This window comes from Curtobacterium sp. KBS0715, assembly GCF_005938005.2.
GTDB classification, from domain to species: Bacteria; Actinomycetota; Actinomycetes; order Actinomycetales; family Microbacteriaceae; genus Curtobacterium; species Curtobacterium flaccumfaciens.
The window spans coordinates 2,660,982-2,679,377 of sequence record NZ_VCCA02000001.1; the positions used below are offsets into that span (position 1 = coordinate 2,660,982).

Below are 18,396 nucleotides of genomic sequence, written 5' to 3' on the forward strand. Positions count from 1 at the left end.
CTCAGCCACCGGTCACCTCCATGATCCTGTTCCAAACGATGTCACCGTCGGGGTCGAGCCCCTCGTCGACGGCCTGTCTGCGCGTCTCGAGCACCGCCGCGTAGTCGCGCGGCAGCACCTTGACGAAGTCGCTCAGGTCTCCGGACGCCAGCAGGTCGGACGCGAGCGTCGACCCCGTCTCGTCGGCGTGCCGGGTGAGCAGGTCGGTGACGATCTCGACGTCGGCGCTGTCGAGCGCCTCGAGCCGGAGTTCGCCGGACGCCAGGGCGTCGGTGTTCACGTGCTCCTCGCGGAGCCCACGGACGTACGCCGTGCCACCGGACATGCCGGCACCGAGGTTCCGGCCGGTCTCGCCGAGGATGAGCGCGAGCCCGCCCGTCATGTACTCGAGCGCGTGGTCGCCCACGCCCTCGACGACGGCCGTGGCACCGGAGTTCCGCACCAGGAACCGCTCGCCCACGATGCCGCGGATGAACATGCTGCCCTGGGTGGCGCCGTACCCGATGACGTTGCCGGCGATGACGTTCTCGGCGGGGTCGAAGCCCGAACCGGCGTCGGGGCGGACGACGATCTGGCCGCCGGAGAGCCCCTTGCCGACGTAGTCGTTGCTGTCACCGATGAGCCGCAGCGTGATGCCCGCCGGCAGGAACGCGCCGAGCGACTGCCCGGCAGAACCGCGCAGCGTCACGTCGATCGATCCGTTCGGCAGGCCGTGCTCGCCGTGTCGCAGGGTCACCTGGTGGCCGAGCATGGTGCCGACGGCGCGCTCGGTGTTGCGGATGGGCAGGTCGAGCGCGATCGAACCGCCGTGGTCGAGCACGTCCGCGGTCTGCTGGATGAGCTGCACGTCGAAGTGCTGGTCCAGCTCGTGGTCCTGCTCGCGGTGGTGGCGGCGCGGTTCGGCGTCGTCGAAGTGCGGCCCCTTGAGCACCGGCGCGAGGTCGAGCCCTGAGGCCTTCCAGTGCTCCACGGCACGGTCGACGTCGAGCGCCCCGGTCTGCCCGATGGCCTCGTCGAGGCTGCGGAAGCCGAGCTCGGCGAGGAGCTCGCGGACCTCTTGCGCGATGAACTCGAAGAAGTTCACGACGAACTCGGGCTTGCCGGAGAACCGCTTGCGGAGCTCGGGGTTCTGCGTGGCGACGCCGACCGGGCAGGTGTCCAGGTGGCAGACGCGCATCAGGATGCAGCCCTCGACCACGAGCGGCGCGGTCGCGAAGCCGTACTCCTCGGCACCGAGCAACGCGGCCACGACGACGTCGCGCCCGGTCTTCATCTGCCCGTCCACCTGCACGACGACGCGGTCGCGCATGCCGTTCAGCATGAGCGTCTGCTGGGTCTCGGCCAGGCCGATCTCCCACGGGGTGCCGGCGTGCTTGAGCGAGTTCAGCGGGCTCGCGCCGGTGCCGCCGTCGTGGCCGGACACGAGCACGACGTCGGCCAGGGCCTTCGTCACGCCGGCCGCGACCGCACCGATGCCGGACTGGCTCACGAGCTTCACGTGGACGCGGGCGGCCGGGTTGGCGCGCTTGACGTCGAAGATCAGCTGCTTGAGGTCCTCGATGGAGTAGATGTCGTGGTGCGGTGGCGGCGAGATGAGGCCGACGCCCGCGGTGGCGTGCCGGGTGCGGGCCACCCACGGGTAGACCTTCGCCGGGGGCAGCTGCCCGCCCTCGCCGGGCTTCGCGCCCTGCGCCATCTTGAGCTGGATGTCGGTGGCGTGCGTCAGGTACATGCTCGTCACGCCGAACCGGCCGGAGGCGACCTGCTTGATCGCACTGCGGCGCTCGGGGTCGAGGAGCCGGTCGACGTCCTCGCCGCCCTCGCCCGTGTTCGAACGGCCACCGAGACGGTTCATCGCGATGGCGAGCGTCTCGTGGGCCTCCTTCGAGATGGACCCGTAGGACATCGCACCGGTGTTGAACCGCTTGACGATCGACTCGAGCGACTCGACCTCGTCGAGCGCGATGGGCTTCCGCGCGCCCTGCTTGAACCGGAACAGCCCGCGGAGCGTCATGAGCTGCTCGGACTGGTCGTCCACGGCGCTCGAGTACTCGCGGAAGATGTCGTACCGGCGGGCACGTGTGGCGTGCTGCAGGCGGAACACCGTGTCCGGGTTGAACAGGTGCGGTGGGCCCTGGCGGCGCCACTGGTACTCGCCGCCGACCTGCAGTCGCTCGTGCGCGAGCACCGCGCCGTCCTGCGGGTACGCCTGGGCGTGCCGCTCGGCGTTCTCCTTGGCGATGACGTCGATGTCGACGCCGCCCAGGATCGACGAGGTGCCCGTGAAGTACTTGTCGACGAACTCCTGGCTGAGCCCGACGGCCTCGAACGCCTGCGCACCGGCGTAGCTGGACACCGTGGAGATGCCCATCTTCGACATGATCTTCAGCACGCCCTTGCCGAGCGCCTTGATGACGTTCTTGACGGCCTGCTCCGGGGTGATGCCGGGGATCATGCCGGCACGAACCAGGTTCTCGCAGGTCTCCATCGCCAGGTACGGGTTGATCGCCGACGCGCCGTACCCGATGAGGGTCGCCACGTGGTGGACCTCGCGCACGTCGCCGGCCTCGACGATGAGCCCGACCTTCATCCGCTGCTCGGTGCGGATCAGGTGGTGGTGGACCGCGGCGAGGAGCAGGAGGCTCGGCACCGGTGCCTGCTCGGAGTTGCCGTCGCGGTCGGACAGCACGATGAACTGCTTGCCGGACTCGATCGCGGCGTCGACCTCGTCGCACACGGCGGCGATGCGCTTCTGCATGGCCTTCTTGCCGGCGTCGACGCGGTACAGGCCCTTGATCGTGACGGTCAGGTGGCGACCCGACTCGGTCTCGAAGTGCTGGACCTTGGCGAGCTGGTCGTTGTCGATCACCGGGAAGTCGAGCGTGATCTGCTTCGCGTGCTCGGGACCGGCGGAGAGCAGGTTGCGCTCCGGACCGAGCCCCATCCCCATCGAGGTGATGACCTGCTCACGGATCGAGTCGAGCGGCGGGTTGGTCACCTGCGCGAACTGCTGCGTGAAGTAGTCGAAGAGCAGTCGCGGACGCTCCGACAGCACGGCGATCGGGGTGTCCGAGCCCATCGCGCCGAGGGGTTCGGCCCCCGCTGCCGCCATCGGGCGCAGCAGGATCCGGACCTCTTCTTCGGTGTACCCGAACGCGCGCTGCCGACGGGTGACCGAGGCCGGGGTGTGCACGATGTGCTCGCGCTCCGGCAGGTCGTTGAGGTTGATGCGGCCGGCTTCGAGCCAGTCGCCCCAGGGACCCGAGGCGGCGAGTTCGCGCTTGACCTCGTCGTCCTCGATGATGCGGCCGGCCTCGGTGTCCACCAGGAACATCCGGCCCGGACGCAGGCGCCCCTTGCGCACGACCTTGGCGGCCGGCACGTCGATCACTCCGGTCTCGGAGCCCATCACGATGAGGCCGTCGTCCGTGACCAGGAAGCGTCCGGGGCGCAGGCCGTTGCGGTCGAGGGTGGCGCCGACGAGCGAGCCGTCGGTGAAGGTGATCGCGGCGGGGCCGTCCCACGGCTCCATGAGCATCGAGTGGTACTCGTAGAACGCGCGGAGGTCCGGGTCCATCCCGACCTGGTTCTCCCACGCCTCTGGAACCATCATCGACACGGCATGCGGCAGGGTCCGGCCGGTCAGGGTCAGCAGCTCGAGGACCTCGTCGAACGAGGCCGAGTCGCTCGCCCCCGGGCTCACGATGGGCAGCAGCGGGGCCATGTCGCCGAGCAGTTCGCTCTCGAGCTGCGACTGGCGGGCGCGCATCCAGTTGCGGTTGCCGCGCACCGTGTTGATCTCACCGTTGTGGGCGATCGTCCGGAACGGCTGCGCGAGCGGCCACGACGGGAACGTGTTGGTGGAGTAGCGCGAGTGCACGATCGCGAGCTTCGACGCGAAGCGCTCGTCGCTGAGGTCCGGGTAGAACGGCTCGAGCTGGAGCGTCGTGACCATGCCCTTGTAGACCATGGTGCGGCTCGACAGCGACATGAAGTACAGGTCGTTGTCGTGCTCGGCGCGCTTGCGGAGCCGGAAGGCCTGGCGGTCCAGCGCGATGCCGCTCCACGAGGCACCGTGCACGTCGTGCCGGATGGAGGCGACGAACAGCTGCTCGAACGCCGGCATCGCGGCACGGGCCAGCGTGCCGAGGACCTCCGGACGCACCGGGACCTCGCGCCACCCGAGGACCTTCAGGCCCTCTTCGCGGGCGAGCCGCTCGACGGCGCCCTTCACCGCGTGGCGCGCGTCGTCGTCCAGGGGCAGGTAGGCGGTACCGACGGCGTACTCCCCCGCCGCCGGCAGCTCGAAGGGCACGACGGCCCGGAGGAACTCGTCGGGCACCTGGCACAGGATGCCCGCGCCGTCACCGGTGCCCGCGTCGGAGCCCACGGCACCGCGGTGCTCGAGGTTCCGGAGCGCACCGAGCGCCGCGTCGACGATGTCGTGACCGGGTGTGCCGCGCAGGGTCGCGACCATCGCGAGTCCGCAGGCGTCCTTCTCGTTCGCCGGGTCGTACATGCCCGTGGCGTCCGGGATCGCGGAGAAGCGGCGGTGCGGCGGCACGAGGCTCGTCGGTGCCGAGGGCTGGGTTGGCTGGAGCGCCATGGGGAACCGTCCTCACGAGGAAGTGGAACAGGGACAGCGGTGGCCCGGTGGTGCGTTCCGCCCGAGCGGGCGGGACTGGTGCCCGTGCCCGCCGTCAGTGAGTTGCCCTGCCGGCCGGCGAGGTTGCTGGGCCCCGCTTGTGGCGGAGACCGTCTGGTGCTGCTGCTGCTGGTGGTGCTGCACGTGACCGGTGGTCGTCGGGAGCGGGTGCTCCCACCACGGGATCAGCGAGTGGTCGTGACCGGTTCGTCGCTCGTGACGCCGTCTGCTGCGTCGTCGTCGTGCTCCGAGAAGGTGTCCTCGGAGTCTACAACGGAGGCCGGACGGGGCCCGCGACCCGGCAGGTACGGGCTCGGCTCCTTGCCGGTGTGCCGTCGGCTCTGCACCACGAAGATCAGGATGCCGATGACGACCGCGGCGAGGGCCACCCACACGTTGGTGCGGACCCCGGAGAAGGTCTCGCTCGTGTCGACGCGGATGGACTCGAGCACCGAGCGTCCGGCGCCGTACCAGATCAGGTACAGGCCGAGGACCTTGCCCCACTGCAGCGTGAACTTGCGCGCGAGGAACAGGATGACGACGACACCGAGGACGTTCCAGATGATCTCGTACAGGAACGTCGGGTGGAACAGCGTGCCCTCGGGCAGACCCTTCGGGAACGCGGCGTTGCTCGAGTCGATCTCGAGGCCCCAGGGCAGGCTCGTCGGCATGCCGAAGAGCTCCTGGTTGAAGTAGTTGCCCAGCCGACCGAAGGCCTGCGCGAGCAGGACGCCCGGCACCACGGCGTCGATGAACGACGTGAACCGCAGGCCCACCTGGCGGCAGCCGATCCACGCGCCGACCGACCCGAGGATGAGCGCGCCGAAGATGGCGAGCCCGCCCTCCCAGATGTACAGGAAGGACAGCGGGTCGATGCCAGGGCCGAAGTAGTCGGACACGTGGGTGAACACGTGGAAGAGGCGACCGCCGATGATGCCGGCGGGCACGGCCCAGATCGCGATGTCGATGATGATCCAGCGCTCGACGCCGCGGGCGTTGAGCCTGCGGTTCGCCAGGACGACCGCGGCGACGATCCCGATCAGGATGCAGATCGCGTACGCGTGGATGCGGAAGTCGAGGGGCAGCGACCAGCCGAACGCGTCGCGCAGCCAGGCGGTCAGGTCGAAGTACTGCCAGGCGGTGCTCGGGCTCGGGATGCTCAGGAGGGGCATGGAGGTGCTGTCGCCTTTCGGAACTGACGGGGCGCGGTCGACGTGGCGTCGGCCTCGCTCACTGTAGCGCGGGTCGCGGGCCCGACAGGAACTGGACTAGCGGCGGCGGGCGCCGGTGGCGAGGTCGGCGGCACGGTCGGCCACACCCTGCACACCGAGGTCGGCCAGCGCGCGGACGAACGCGGACCCGACGATGGCGCCGTCGGCGTACTCGAGCACCTCGCCGACCTGCTCGGCCGTCGAGATCCCGAGACCCACGCAGGTGCGCTCGACCCCGGCGTCGCGCAGGCGCGACACCACCGTGCGTGCGGCGACGTCGACCCCGGCCCGTGCACCGGTCACACCCATCGTGGAGACGGCGTAGACGAACCCACGGCTGGCCTCGACCGCCTGGCGCATGCGCTCGTCCGACGAGGACGGTGCGGCGAGGAAGACCCGGTCGAGCCCGGTCCGCTCGGAGGCCTCGGTCCACGCGGAGGCCTCGTCGGGGATGAGGTCGGGCGTGATGAGGCCGGCGGCTCCGGCGGCGACGAGGTCGTCGGCGAAGCGGTCCACGCCGTAGCGCAGCACCGGGTTCCAGTAGGTCATGACGAGCACCGGCACGTCGGCCCGCTCGGTGATCTGCTGCACGGCGTCGAAGACCTGTGCGACCCGGAAGCCGTTCGCCAGGCTCTCCTCGGCCGCCCGCTGGATCACGGGGCCGTCCATCACCGGGTCCGAGTACGGCAGGCCGAACTCGATGACGTCCACGCCGTTCTCGGCGAGGGCGACGGCGGCGTCGACGCTGGTCTGCAGGTTCGGGTACCCGGCGGGCAGGTAGCCGACGACGGCTCCGGCGCGCTCGGCGTTGGCGGTGTCGATCGTCGTGGCGACGGTCCGGTTCGTGGTCACAGCTGCACCGCGTTCTCGTCGAGGATGCCGAAGTAGCGACTGGCGGACGCGACGTCCTTGTCGCCCCGGCCGGACAGGTTCACGAGCACGACGCCCTCGGGGCCGAGCTCCTTGCCGAGCTTCATGGCACCGGCGAGGGCGTGGGACGACTCGATCGCCGGGATGATCCCCTCGGTCTGGCTCAGCAGGCGGAACGCCTCCATCGCCTCGGTGTCGGTGATCGGCTGGTACTTCGCGCGGCCGATCGACGCCAGGTACGCGTGCTCCGGTCCGACGCTCGGGTAGTCGAGTCCGGCGGAGATGCTGTGGCTCTCGATCGTCTGGCCGTCCTCGTCCTGCATCAGGTACGACTTCGCGCCCTGCAGCACGCCCTCGCGACCGAGCGTGATGCTCGCCGCGTGCCGACCGGTCTCGACGCCGTCGCCGCCGGCCTCGAAGCCGTGCAGGGCGACGGACTCGTCGTCGAGGAACGCCTCGAAGATGCCCATCGCGTTCGATCCGCCGCCGACGCAGGCCGCGACGGCGTCCGGCAGGCGCCCGACGCGGTCCAGGACCTGCTGGCGCGCTTCCTCGCCGATGACCTTGTGGAACTCGCGCACCATCTCGGGGAACGGGTGCGGACCGGCGACCGTGCCGAGCAGGTAGTGCGTCGACTCGACGTTGGCGACCCAGTCGCGCAGGGCGTCGTTGATGGCGTCCTTCAGGGTGCGCGAACCGGTCTCGACGGGGATCACCTCGGCGCCGAGCAGGCGCATCCGCGCCACGTTGAGGGCCTGTCGCTCGGTGTCCACGGCGCCCATGTAGACGACGCACTCCATGCCGAACAGTGCGGCAGCGGTCGCGGTGGCGACGCCGTGCTGGCCGGCACCGGTCTCGGCGATCAGGCGGGTCTTGCCGAGCCGACGGGCGACGAGGGCCTGGCCGAGGACGTTGTTGATCTTGTGGGACCCGGTGTGGTTCAGGTCCTCGCGCTTCAGGATCACCCGGGCACCACCGGCGTGCTTCGCGAACCGCGGCACCTCGGTGATGATCGACGGGCGCCCGGTGTAGTCGCGCTGCAGCTCGTCGAGCTCGGCACGGAACGCCGGGTCCGCCCAGGCCTGGCGGAAGGCGGCCTCGAGCTCGTCGAGCGCGAGGACGAGGGACTCGGGGACGAAGCGTCCGCCGAAGTCACCGAAGTAGGGGCCGTGCAGGTCGCGGAGTGAGGTCACGATGTGTCTCCCGGGACGAGTCCGACGCGGCTGGTGGGCCGCGTCGGACGGGTGGAACGTGCGGCCGCGGTCGGCGGCCTCGATGCGTTGGCGGTCCGGGCCGCTGGTCAGCGGCCCGGTGAGCCGGTCAGGCCTGGTCGGCGGCGTCGACGAACGACGCCAGGGTCGCGGCGGGGTCGTCGCCCGTCACGAGCGCTTCGCCGACCAGCACGACGTCGGCGCCGGCTGCCCGGTAGTGGGCGACGTCGGCGGGACCGGAGACCGCGGACTCGGCGACCCGCACGACCCCGGTGGGGATGCGGTCGGCGAGCGACCCGAACAGGTCGCGGTCGAGCGAGAAGTCGGTCAGGTCACGGGCGTTGACGCCGAGGATGCGGGCGCCGGCGTCGAGGCCACGCGTGACCTCGTCACCGGAGTGCGCCTCGACCAGCACGCGCATGCCGAGTTCTTCGGCCAGGGTGTGCAGTTCGACCAGGCGGGCCTGTTCGAGCGCCGCCACGATGAGCAGCACGACGTCGGCTCCGGACGCCCGGGCCTCGATCACCTGGTATGGGTCGGCGATGAAGTCCTTGCGGAGCACGGGGACCCCGACGCGGGCCTTCACGGCTTCGAGGTCGGCGAGGCTGCCGAGGAACTTGCGGCCCTCGGTCAGGACGCTGATCGTCGAGGCCCCGCCACGCTCGTAGTCGGCGGCGAGGGCAGCCGGGTCGGCGATCGCGGCCATCGACCCGCGGGACGGGCTGGCGCGCTTGACCTCGGCGATGATCTTCACCCGGTCGCCCGGGCTGAGGAACGCGAGGGCGTCGAGCGGCGACGCCACCCGGTCGAGGTCGCGTTCGACGTCCGAGTACGGACGGTCGACACGACGGGCGGCGGCGTCCTCGAGCGCGCCCGCGACGAGGGTCTCGAGCACGTTCGGCATCGGGAGACCCCTACTCGCCGTGGTGCTTGGGGACGAACTTCGGACCGTCGACGCCGTAGCCGGCCTTCTTCATCACGCCACCGACGATGAGGCCGATGAGGACGACGCCAGCGGAGGCCCAGACGCCCCACGGCTGGTCGAACCAGAAGAACAGCGTGCCTGCCGCGAATCCGATCAGCATGATCACGACGGCGGTCCAGGCGGCCGGCGAGTGGCCTTCGCCGAGTTCTGCGGGCTCAGTGTTGCTCACGGTGCTCCTCGTTCTGCTCCGGCGTCGTCGGTCGAGCGACGCCCTGTCGATCCTACCGTGTCGTCACTCGGCGCCCCCGCGCCCGCGCCGTCGGCGGTGGTCGGGTCCACGCCCGCGCTCAGGTCGTCCCAGTCGACGACCGCGTCGCGCTGGACGGGTGCTGCCGCGCGTGCCGCCGCGGCGGCTCCGGCGGTCGCGGCGCCGTACTTCCGGCTCGGGCCGGGCCAGGCGCGCTGGACCACGATGACGACCACGCCGAGCAGCACGGCGAGGACGCCGCCCGCGATCCCGACGGCGGGCCACGGGCTGACGGAGACGCTCGACACGACACCGCGGACGGCGCCGAGGTCACTGACCCCGGCGACCTCGCCGACGGCGCCGCGTGCAGCGGCGATGGGGTCACCGAGTGCGGTGATCCCGCTGACGACGACCCCGAGGCCGAGCAAGATCTCGACGGCGGCGAGCACGATGCGCAGCACACGTCCGGCGATGGTCATCGCCAGGAAGAGCGCGAGGCTGGCGATCGCCAGCGCCGTGTACTGCGGCACGACCGCCGCCCCGTCGGCCGAGACCGTCGAGGTGACGGCGGCGCCCGCGTGCAGGCGCACGGTGAACCAGGTCTGGGTCCAGGCGAGCATGATGACGCCGGCGACCAGGAGTCCGGCGACGACCACGATCGGACGCGAGCGCTTCACGAGCGGACCTCGCGCATCCGGTTGGCCGTGGCGACGGCACGCAGCGGGGCGGCGGCCTTGTTGACCGCCTCGACGTGCTCGGTCTCCGGGTCGGAGTCCGCGACGAGTCCGGCACCGGCCTGCACGCGGGCGACCCCGTCCTTGATCAGGGCGGTGCGGATCGCGATCGCCAGGTCGGCGTCACCGGCGAAGTCGAAGTACCCGACGACACCGGCGTACGCACCGCGCTTCGCCGGCTCGAGCTCGTCGATGATCTCGAGCGCACGCGGCTTCGGTGCACCCGAGAGCGTGCCGGCCGGGAACGTCGCCCGGAACACGTCGATCGCCGAGGCGTCGGGACGCACCCGCCCCTCGACGCTCGACACCAGGTGCATGATGTGGCTGAACCGCTCGACGGTCATGAACTCGGTGACGCTGACGGTGCCCGGCTCGCACACCTTCTGCAGGTCGTTGCGGGCGAGGTCGACGAGCATCAGGTGCTCGGCGCGCTCCTTCGGGTCGCCGAGCAGGTCCTCGCCGAGGTGGACGTCCGCTTCCGGGGTCGCACCACGCGGGCGGGACCCGGCGATCGGGTGCGTGATGGCGCGGTCGCCCTGCACCTTGACCAGAGCCTCTGGTGAAGCGCCGACGATCCAGAACCGCTCGTCGGCGGTGTCCGCGAGGGCGAGGAAGTACATGTACGGGCTCGGGTTCAGTGTCCGGAGCACCCGGTAGACGTCGAGCGGGTCGGCCGTGACCTCGTGGTCGAACCGCTGCGAGATGACGACCTGGAACACGTCACCGTCGCGGATGAAGCCCTTCGAGCGCTCGACGGACGCCATGTAGTCGGCCGGGCTCGTGCGGTGTGTCGGGGTCGGCTCGGCGATCTCGAACGCCTCGGCGACGGTCGCGACGCTCGGCTGCACCAGGTCGCCCTGCATGCGGTCGAGGCGCTGCTGCGCGTCCGCCCAGAGGGTGTCCGCGTCGTCGGTGCCGTCGTTCAGCACGCTCGCGACGAGCAGCACGAGACCGGTGCGGTGGTCGAGCGCGGCGAGTTCGGAGACGAACGACAGCGCCTGTCCGGGGACGTCGAAGTCGGCCGGCGGCACGTTCGGCAGGTGCTCGAGCTGGCGCACGGCCTCCCACCCGATGAAGCCGACGGTGCCGCCGACGAGGGGCGGCGAGCCGGGCACGCGGGGCGTCGCCCAGCGCTCGTGCAACCGTGCCAGGACCTCGAGGGGGGCGCCGTCGAGCGACCCGACGGCGCGCTCGGCGTCGATCCCGGTGTCGATCCAGGCCGCTCGGTCGCCGTCCTGCGTCAGGACGCCGAAGCTCCGCACACCGACGAACGACCAGCGTGACCACAGGCCGCCCTGACCGGCGGACTCGAGCAGGAAGGACCCGGGGCGGCCGTCGGCGAGCTTGCGGTAGACGCCGACCGGCGTCTCGCTGTCGCCGTACAGCGCGCGGACGACCGGCAGGACGCGGTGGTCGCCGAGCAGGCCGTCGAACTCCGGTCGGGAGGTCGTGTGCGGGGTCTCGGAGATCGTCGCGGTGGTCATCGGGTCGGCTCCACGGCCGTGTCCGCCGGGGCGGACATGGTCACGGGCGCGAGCGGGTCGACGTCGAAGCACCGGTGCGCACCGGTGTGGCACGCCGCCCCGACCTGGTGCACCGTGACGAGGAGCGTGTCGTCGTCGCAGTCCAGTGCAGCGCCCCGGACGTACTGGGCGTGTCCCGACGTGTCACCCTTCCGCCAGTACTCGTTCCGCGACCGCGACCAGAAGGTCACACGGCCTTCGGTGAGGGTGCGGCGGAGGGCTTCCCGGTCCATGTAGCCGAGCATGAGGACGTCCTTCGACGATTCCTCCTGCACGATGGCGGGGAGCAGGCCGTCCGCACCGAAGCGTGCGCGGTCGAGGACCGCCTCGGTGTCGGTGCTGGTGCTGTCGGTCATGAGACTCCTAGCCTACGGCGGCGGATCAGCGGACGGCGTGGCCGGTCGCGCGGAGCGCGGCCTTGACGTCCCCCACGGTCATCTCGCCACGGTGGAAGACACTGGCGGCGAGGACTGCATCCGCTCCCGCGTCGACGGCCGGGGCGAAGTGCTCGACGCGACCCGCGCCTCCCGAGGCGATCACCGGGACGGACGAGACGGCGCGCACCGCGGCCACGAGTTCGAGGTCGAACCCGTTCTTCGTGCCGTCGGCGTCGATGGAGTTGACGAGCAGTTCCCCCGCGCCGCGCTCGACGGCCTCGCGTGCCCACGCGATGGCGTCGAGGTCGGACTCGGTCCGCCCGCCGTGGGTGGTGACCACGAAACCCGAGGGCATCCGGTCAGAGCGCTTGACGTCGAGCGACAGCACGACGGCCTGGGCACCGAACCGGTCGGCGATCTCCCCGATGAGCTCGTGCCGGGCGATCGCTGCGCTGTTCACGCCGATCTTGTCCGCGCCGCACTGCTGCAGGCGCGAGACGTCGTCGACGCTGCGCACCCCACCACCGACGGTGAGCGGGATGAAGACCTGCTCGGCCGTCCGGGTCACGGTGTCGTACATCGTCGCCCGGTTCTCGACCGTGGCGCCGACGTCGAGGAAGGTCAGCTCGTCGGCACCCTGCTCGTAGTACCGAGCCGCGAGCTCGACGGGGTCACCGGCGTCCTGGAGGTCCAGGAAGTTGACGCCCTTGACGACGCGGCCGCCCTTGACGTCGAGGCACGGGACGACCCGGACCGACACGCCACCGGCGGTCACAGGCGTGCCGCGTGGATCGGGCTGACGAGGATCGCCCGGGCGCCGAGGTCGTAGAGCGCGTCCATGATGAGGTTCGCGTCGTCGCGCGGGATCATCACGCGGACGGCCGCCCAGTCGCGGTCGTGCAGCGGCGACACGGTGGGCGACTCGATGCCGGACGCCACCGCCGTCGCCTGCTCGAGCAGGGCCGTGGGGACGTCGTAGTCGAGCATCACGTAGCCACGGGCGACGAGCACGCCCTGCAGGCGTCGGCGGAGCACGTCGATGCCGGGGATGGTCTCGTCGGTGGAGACGAGCACCGCGGTCGACTCGAGGATCACCGGGCCGAAGATCTCGAGGCCCGCCTGCCGGAGCGTGCTGCCCGTCGACACGACGTCGGCCACGGCGTCGGCGACCCCGAGCCGGACGGCGCTCTCGACCGCGCCGTCGAGCTTCACGAGCGTGGAGCTGACCCCGTGCTCGGCGAGGAACGCACCGACCAGTCCGGGGTAGCTCGTGGCCACCCGCACGCCGTCGAGGTCCTGCAGCGAGGCGAACCGACCCGGGGTGCCGGCGAACCGGAAGGTGGAGTCGGCGAAGCCGAGCGCGTCGACCTCGTGCGCCTCGGACCCGGAGTCGAGCAGCAGGTCGCGGCCGGTGATGCCGACGTCGAGTGCGCCGGAGCCGACGTAGGTCGCGATGTCCCGCGGGCGGAGGAAGAAGAACTCGACGCCGTTGCGCTCGTCGAGCAGGTGCAGCGCCTTCGGGTCGCGGCGACCGGCGTACCCGGCCTCGCGCAGCATGTCGGACGCGGTCTCGGACAGGGAGCCCTTGTTGGGCACGGCGATGCGGAGCATCAGGGGGTCTGCTTTCTGGTCGGGGTCGTGGCGGATCGAGGTCGGTGCGCGGGCGGTGCCCGAGCGCGTCCTACAGATGTCGCCAGATGTCCGCCGGGGACAGCCCCTTCGCGACCATGAGGACCTGCAGGTGGTACACGAGCTGCGAGATCTCCTCCGAGGTGCGCTCGTCGCCCTCGTACTCGGCCGCCATCCAGACCTCGGCCGCTTCTTCCACGATCTTCTTGCCGATCTGGTGCACGCCGGCGTCCAGTTCGGCGACGGTGCCGGAGCCCTCGGGGCGCGTGCGCGCCTTCTCGGTGAGCTCCTGGAACAGGTCGTCGAACGTCTTCACGCGGTCCAGGTTACCGGTCTCCGCCGACGCTGCCGACGCACCGTCCGGACGGGAGGCAGTGGTCGCCTCGGTGACGCCGGTGCGCTCCGGCGCTCCCCCGGTCACGAGCGTGCCCGGGCGGCGGCTTCGCGCAGGTCGGCGATGCGCGCGGCTGGTTCGCCGCCGTACACCGCGGAGCCCGCCACCAGGGTGTCGGCACCGCTCCGGACGGCCTCGGGCACGGTGTCGACCGCGATCCCGCCGTCCACCTCGAGCCAGACGTCGAGCCCGGACGCGTCGACGGCGGCGCGGGCGTCGGCGAGCTTCGGCATCACGGACGGCATGAAGGACTGGCCGCCGAACCCGGGCTCGACCGTCATCAGCAGGATCATGTCATAGGCGTCGAGGTGGTGCAGCACCTGCGTGATCGGGGTACCGGGCTTCACGGCGACGGCGGCCCGAGCACCGTTCGACCGGATCGCCGCGGCGGTCGCCACCGGGTCGTCGGCTGCCTCGAAGTGGAACGTGACGCTCGACGCGCCCGTCTCGGCGTACTTCGGCGCGTTGCGGTCGGCGTCGGTGACCATCAGGTGCACGTCGAGCGGCACCGGCGACACCTGCTGCAAGCGCTCCACGATCGGCAGCCCGAGCGTCAGGTTCGGGACGAAGTGGTTGTCCATCACGTCGACGTGCACCAGGTCGGCGGTCTCGATGCGCTGGAGTTCGCGCTCGAGGTTCGCGAAGTCTGCGGACAGGATGCTCGGCGAGATGCGGATCGTCACCGGGCAAGCCTACCGGCGCGAGCCTGCCGGGCCGCTCCGTGGCGACGTCAGCGCCCGCCGACCACCCGGGTGCCGAGCTCCGAGCCGAGCATCGTCTCGAGCGCGGCGTCGACGAGCCGTTCGCCCTGCACCCGGTCGATCCGGTGCGAGACGACCAGGGTGGCGATCCCCTGCATGGTCGCCGCGAACAGGAGCTTGAAGAGGAGTCGGGCGTCCGCACCGTCGTCCCCCGTCGTCGCGGTTCCCACGGCACCCTCGAGCACCGCGAACAGCGACTCCGCGGCAGCCTGCACGGGGCCTGTCCGGCCGGTCGTCTGCGCCTGGAACATGAGGTCCATCAGCGCCGCGTCGTCGATCGCGAAGTCCACGTACGCCAGGGCGACCCGGCGGAACCGGTCCTCCAGCCCGTCGGCACCCGACAGTGCCCGGCGCACGGCAGCGGTCAACCGGTCGAAGCCGAGTTCGGCGAGGGCGTCGAGGAGCGCCTGCCGATCGACGAAGTGACTCCGGGGGGCGCCGTGACTGACCCCGGCGCGGCGGGCGAGGTCGCGGAGCGAGAGTCCGTCGACCCCTGACTCCCGAAGCACCGCGACAGCCTCGTCGAGGAGCACCGCCCGCAGGTTCCCGTGGTGGAAGGGCCGCTCGGTCATGGGGACATCCTAGTCCCGAACTAGGCATTGACTATTTTCTAGGCAACGCCTAGTTTGACGACATGCCTTCGCAACAGACCCTCCTCGTGTTCGGCGCGACCGGACAGACCGGCCAGCACTTCACCCGGCTCGCACTCGATGCCGGACACCGTGTCCGCGCCGTCGTCCGGACACCGTCGAAGCTGGCGGTCCAGCACGACGACCTGCAGGTCGTGCAGGGCTCGGTCACCGACGGCCTCGACCTCGACGCGCTGCTCGAGGGCGTGACGGGCGTGGTCGTGATGCTCGGGGACGTCGCCGCGCAGCGCGAGCGACCGGTCAACACCGCGTTCGTCCGCACGCTCGTGCCGGCCATGCGCCGGAGCGGCAGCCGGCGGCTGCTCTACCAGGCCGGTGGGCTGAGTGCGCCTCCCGGCAAGCGGCTCGCGCCCGTGCTCCGCCTCGTCCGGTCGACGCTCGCGCGGGAGTACATCGGACAGCACGCGGACAACGAGTCGGTGATGCGCTACCTCGACGCCGAGGCGCAGGACATCGCCTGGACGGTCCACCGCGCCGGCATCGGTTCGGACGGCCCATCCAAGGGCGAGCTGCGCCGCTCGGCGCGGTGGATCAGCATCGGTACCTTCCGGGACTGCGCCGCGTACAACCTGCGCACCTTGTTCGACGACACGGCCGTGCACACGTGCGACGGCAGTGCCTACCGACGGTCGCGCTGAGCCCGATCCCGGTCGGCGGGGTGGTCAGTCGACGCGACGGAACAGCGCGATGAACATCGCGTCCGTCCCGATGCGGTGCGGCCACAGCTGCGCCGTGGCACCGTCCGCGATCTCGGGGTCGCGCGCGGCGACAACCCGGACGATCGTGGCGGTGTCGAGCTGCTCGAGCCGGTCCCCGTGCCGCCCCATCAGCGCGTCGACCTGCCCGCGGGTCTCGGCCAGGTGCGGCGAACACGTCACGTACGCCAGGGTCCCACCCGGTGCGAGCACCCGGACGGCGGCGTCGAGCAGTTCGGTCTGCAGGGCAGCGAGCTCCTCGACGTCCTCGGGGAGCTTTCGCCAGCGTGCTTCCGGTCGGCGACGCAGCGCGCCGAGCCCGGTGCACGGGGCGTCGAGCAGGATGCGGTCGAAGGTCATCCCGGTGCCGTCGCGGCCGTACCGACGGGCGTCGCCCTCGACGACCCGCACGTGGTCACCGAACACGCCGAGGGCGTTCCGCACGAGTCCGGCGCGGGCGGGCACGAGCTCGTTGGCGACCAGGGTCGCCCCGCCCTGCTGCGCCTCGGCGGCGAGCAGCGCGGCCTTGCCGCCGGGCCCGGCGCACATGTCGAGCCACCGCTCCCCCGCACGCACGTCCGACGAGCGGCTCAGCGCCAGCGCGGCGAGCTGCGACCCCTCGTCCTGCACGCGCAGGCGTCCGGCGGCGACGCCCGGCACGCGCGCCGGGTCGCCGCTGATGCCGCGGATGCCGACGGGCGACACCGGCGCGGCGTCCGCCTGCACGACGGGCTCCTCGGCCCGGACGGGAGGCACGGTGCCGGTCGCGCCGTCGGCCTCCGGTTCGTCGTCCGCGGGCACCAGGGCCGCGGGCACGTCGTCCGCACCGGTCGCGTCGGCGAACGCGGCGTCGGTGTCGTCGTCCGGGGCCGTGCGGGCGGTCGCGGTGGCGATGTCCTCGTCGGTGGCGAGTCCGGGCAGGGCCGCGAGCTGCACCCGGGGTGCGGCGTTGTCAGCGGCGAGCAGGGCGGCGAGCTCGTCGCGGGAGCGTTCGGCGGCCAGGGCGTCGCGGAGCGCCGAGACGACCCAGACGGGGTGCGACCACCGGGTGGCGAGCAGGGCGTCACCGGCGCGGCCCTCGGTGATCAGGGCGTCCCACTCCTGGTCGGTGCGGGCGGCGACCTTGCGCATCACGGCGTTCACGAACCCGGTCGCGCGGCGGGCACCGACCTCGCGGGCGAGCTCGACCGTGGCGTCGACTGCGGCGTGCGTCGGCGTGCGCATGGCGAGCAGCTGGTGCGCACCGAGGCGCATCACGTCGAGGACGTCCGCCTCGATGTTCTCGGCCCGGCGACCGGAGGCCAGCGCGATGATCACGTCGTAGCGGCCGAGCATCCGGATCGACCCGTAGGTGAGCTCGGTCGCGAACCCGGCGTCGCGGGCCGTGAGCCCGGCGCGGCGGATGCGCGTCGGCAGCAGCAGGTTCGCGTAGGCGTCGTCGACCTGCACGGCGCGGAGCACGTCGAAGGCCACGCGGCGGGCGCTGGCCGGACGCGGGCCGCGGCGGGCACCCTGGGGCTTCGTCTGGGGGCTCATGCGAGGACCTTCCCGTCCAGTTCGCCGAGGCCACGGGCCCAGGCGGCGGCGTCCATCGCCTTCTTGCCGGCCGGCTGCACCTCGAGCAGCACCAGCGGGGTGTCGGCGGTCCCGACCAGCAGCCGACCGCCGTGGAGTGCGAGCGCACCCGGCGCGAGAGACGGGGCGGGGTCCTGCGCGCCTCCCGGCTCCGTCCTGCTGCGGAGCAGCTTCACGCGGGTCTCGCCCAGGTGGGCGTACGCGCCGGGCTCGGGCGTGACCCCGCGCAGCCGCGCGTGCACGACGGTGGCGGGCGCGGCGAAGTCGATGCGGCCGTCGTCGATCGTGAGCTTCGGGGCGACCGTGGGTTCGCCGGACTGTTCGGTCGCGACGGCGGTGCCGTCGGCGATGGCGTCCACGACATCGGCCACCACGTCGGCGCCGACCTCGGCCATCGCCGCGAGGACCTCGCCCGAGGTGGCATCGGGGTCGATCTCGAAGGGCCGCGCGGCGTAGACCGGGCCGGCGTCGAGCGCCTCGACCAGCTGGAAGACCGTCGCGGCGGTCCGGGTGTCGCCGGCGATCACCGCACGCTGCACGGGAGCCGCGCCGCGGTACGCCGGCAGGTCGGAGAAGTGCAGGTTGATCCAGCCGTGCCTCGGGGCGTCGAGCGCCGGGCGGCGGAGCAGTGCACCGTAGGCGACGATCACGCCGAGGTCGACGCCGAGGTCCGCGATCCGCGCGGTGACGGCGTCGTCGACCCGCGAGGCCTCGATGACCGGCAGACCGAGCTCCGCGGCGACGACGGCCACCGGGGTCGGGGTGAGGACACGCTTGCGGCCCTGCGGAGTGGCCGGCCGGGTGAGCACCGCGACGATCTCGTGGTCGGACGCCGCCAGACGGCGGAGGGTGGGGACGGCCGCAGCGGGGCTGCCGGCGACGACGAGACGCATGGGTTCGATCCTCCCACGCGCGAGCCACTGCGCCTTGCCCGGTCGCCAGCGTCACG

The 18,396-nt window shown here is 71.8% G+C and carries 17 protein-coding genes; 1 reads left to right on the forward strand and 16 read right to left on the reverse strand.

The window, feature by feature from the left end:
* Position 1 precedes the first annotated feature (1 nt).
* From gltB to FFG40_RS12775, 14 genes are all read right to left on the reverse strand, one after another.
* Positions 2-4,606: a glutamate synthase large subunit gene (gene gltB / locus FFG40_RS12710; RefSeq protein WP_395876399.1), complete on the reverse strand. Its 4,605-nt coding sequence runs from the start codon at positions 4,604-4,606 to the stop codon at positions 2-4.
* A gap of 224 nt (positions 4,607-4,830) precedes the next feature.
* Positions 4,831-5,817 (reverse strand): prolipoprotein diacylglyceryl transferase, encoded by a 987-nt coding sequence (gene lgt, locus FFG40_RS12715; RefSeq protein WP_182066407.1) that lies wholly within the window; start codon positions 5,815-5,817, stop codon positions 4,831-4,833.
* 96 nt (positions 5,818-5,913) lie between these two features.
* Entirely contained in the window at positions 5,914-6,708 is a 795-nt protein-coding gene (trpA, locus tag FFG40_RS12720; protein WP_027465720.1) for a tryptophan synthase subunit alpha, read from the reverse strand.
* Complete coding sequence (trpB, locus tag FFG40_RS12725) at positions 6,705-7,919, reverse strand: tryptophan synthase subunit beta (RefSeq protein ID WP_071244754.1); 1,215 nt, start codon at positions 7,917-7,919, stop codon at positions 6,705-6,707. The genes trpA and trpB overlap by 4 nt, the downstream gene beginning before the upstream one ends.
* 127 nt (positions 7,920-8,046) lie before the next feature.
* Positions 8,047-8,832, reverse strand: a complete 786-nt coding sequence (trpC, locus tag FFG40_RS12730) for an indole-3-glycerol phosphate synthase TrpC (RefSeq protein WP_027465722.1) — start codon at positions 8,830-8,832, stop codon at positions 8,047-8,049.
* Between the two features lie 19 nt (positions 8,833-8,851).
* Positions 8,852-9,091, reverse strand: coding sequence for an HGxxPAAW family protein (locus tag FFG40_RS12735; protein WP_017887200.1), 240 nt, complete (start codon positions 9,089-9,091; stop codon positions 8,852-8,854).
* Entirely contained in the window at positions 9,088-9,786 is a 699-nt protein-coding gene (locus FFG40_RS12740) for a Trp biosynthesis-associated membrane protein (RefSeq protein WP_110858960.1), read from the reverse strand. The genes FFG40_RS12735 and FFG40_RS12740 overlap by 4 nt, the downstream gene beginning before the upstream one ends.
* Positions 9,783-11,327 (reverse strand): anthranilate synthase component I, encoded by a 1,545-nt coding sequence (locus FFG40_RS12745; protein WP_138803567.1) that lies wholly within the window; start codon positions 11,325-11,327, stop codon positions 9,783-9,785. Before FFG40_RS12745 ends, FFG40_RS12740 begins: the two co-directional genes overlap by 4 nt.
* Positions 11,324-11,722 carry a phosphoribosyl-AMP cyclohydrolase gene (gene hisI, locus FFG40_RS12750; protein ID WP_138803568.1) on the reverse strand — a complete coding sequence of 133 codons (399 nt, stop codon included), beginning with the start codon at positions 11,720-11,722 and terminating at the stop codon, positions 11,324-11,326. Before hisI ends, FFG40_RS12745 begins: the two co-directional genes overlap by 4 nt.
* 25 nt (positions 11,723-11,747) lie before the next feature.
* On the reverse strand, positions 11,748-12,518 hold the full coding sequence (gene hisF / locus FFG40_RS12755) for an imidazole glycerol phosphate synthase subunit HisF (RefSeq protein WP_138803569.1): 771 nt from the start codon (positions 12,516-12,518) through the stop codon (positions 11,748-11,750).
* Positions 12,515-13,354 (reverse strand): ATP phosphoribosyltransferase, encoded by an 840-nt coding sequence (hisG, locus tag FFG40_RS12760; RefSeq protein WP_027465727.1) that lies wholly within the window; start codon positions 13,352-13,354, stop codon positions 12,515-12,517. The genes hisF and hisG overlap by 4 nt, the downstream gene beginning before the upstream one ends.
* Before the next feature lie 70 nt (positions 13,355-13,424).
* Positions 13,425-13,688 carry a phosphoribosyl-ATP diphosphatase gene (locus tag FFG40_RS12765; protein ID WP_111084162.1) on the reverse strand — a complete coding sequence of 88 codons (264 nt, stop codon included), beginning with the start codon at positions 13,686-13,688 and terminating at the stop codon, positions 13,425-13,427.
* Between the two features lie 101 nt (positions 13,689-13,789).
* Positions 13,790-14,449, reverse strand: a complete 660-nt coding sequence (gene rpe, locus FFG40_RS12770; RefSeq protein ID WP_138803570.1) for a ribulose-phosphate 3-epimerase — start codon at positions 14,447-14,449, stop codon at positions 13,790-13,792.
* Positions 14,450-14,496: 47 nt separating this feature from the next.
* Positions 14,497-15,099 carry a TetR/AcrR family transcriptional regulator gene (locus FFG40_RS12775; protein WP_138803571.1) on the reverse strand — a complete coding sequence of 201 codons (603 nt, stop codon included), beginning with the start codon at positions 15,097-15,099 and terminating at the stop codon, positions 14,497-14,499.
* Positions 15,100-15,161: 62 nt separating this feature from the next.
* Here FFG40_RS12775 and FFG40_RS12780 point away from each other — a divergent pair, with 62 nt between their 5' ends.
* Positions 15,162-15,815: an NAD(P)-dependent oxidoreductase gene (locus FFG40_RS12780; RefSeq protein ID WP_138803572.1), complete on the forward strand. Its 654-nt coding sequence runs from the start codon at positions 15,162-15,164 to the stop codon at positions 15,813-15,815.
* 24 nt (positions 15,816-15,839) lie between these two features.
* Here FFG40_RS12780 and FFG40_RS12785 read toward each other — a convergent pair whose 3' ends face one another.
* Together FFG40_RS12785 and fmt are read right to left on the reverse strand one after the other, a co-directional pair.
* Complete coding sequence (locus tag FFG40_RS12785; RefSeq protein ID WP_260678872.1) at positions 15,840-17,408, reverse strand: RsmB/NOP family class I SAM-dependent RNA methyltransferase; 1,569 nt, start codon at positions 17,406-17,408, stop codon at positions 15,840-15,842.
* A complete protein-coding gene (gene fmt, locus FFG40_RS12790; protein ID WP_138803573.1) occupies positions 17,405-18,340 on the reverse strand; it encodes a methionyl-tRNA formyltransferase in 936 nt (311 codons plus the stop codon). Before fmt ends, FFG40_RS12785 begins: the two co-directional genes overlap by 4 nt.
* Positions 18,341-18,396 lie beyond the last annotated feature (56 nt).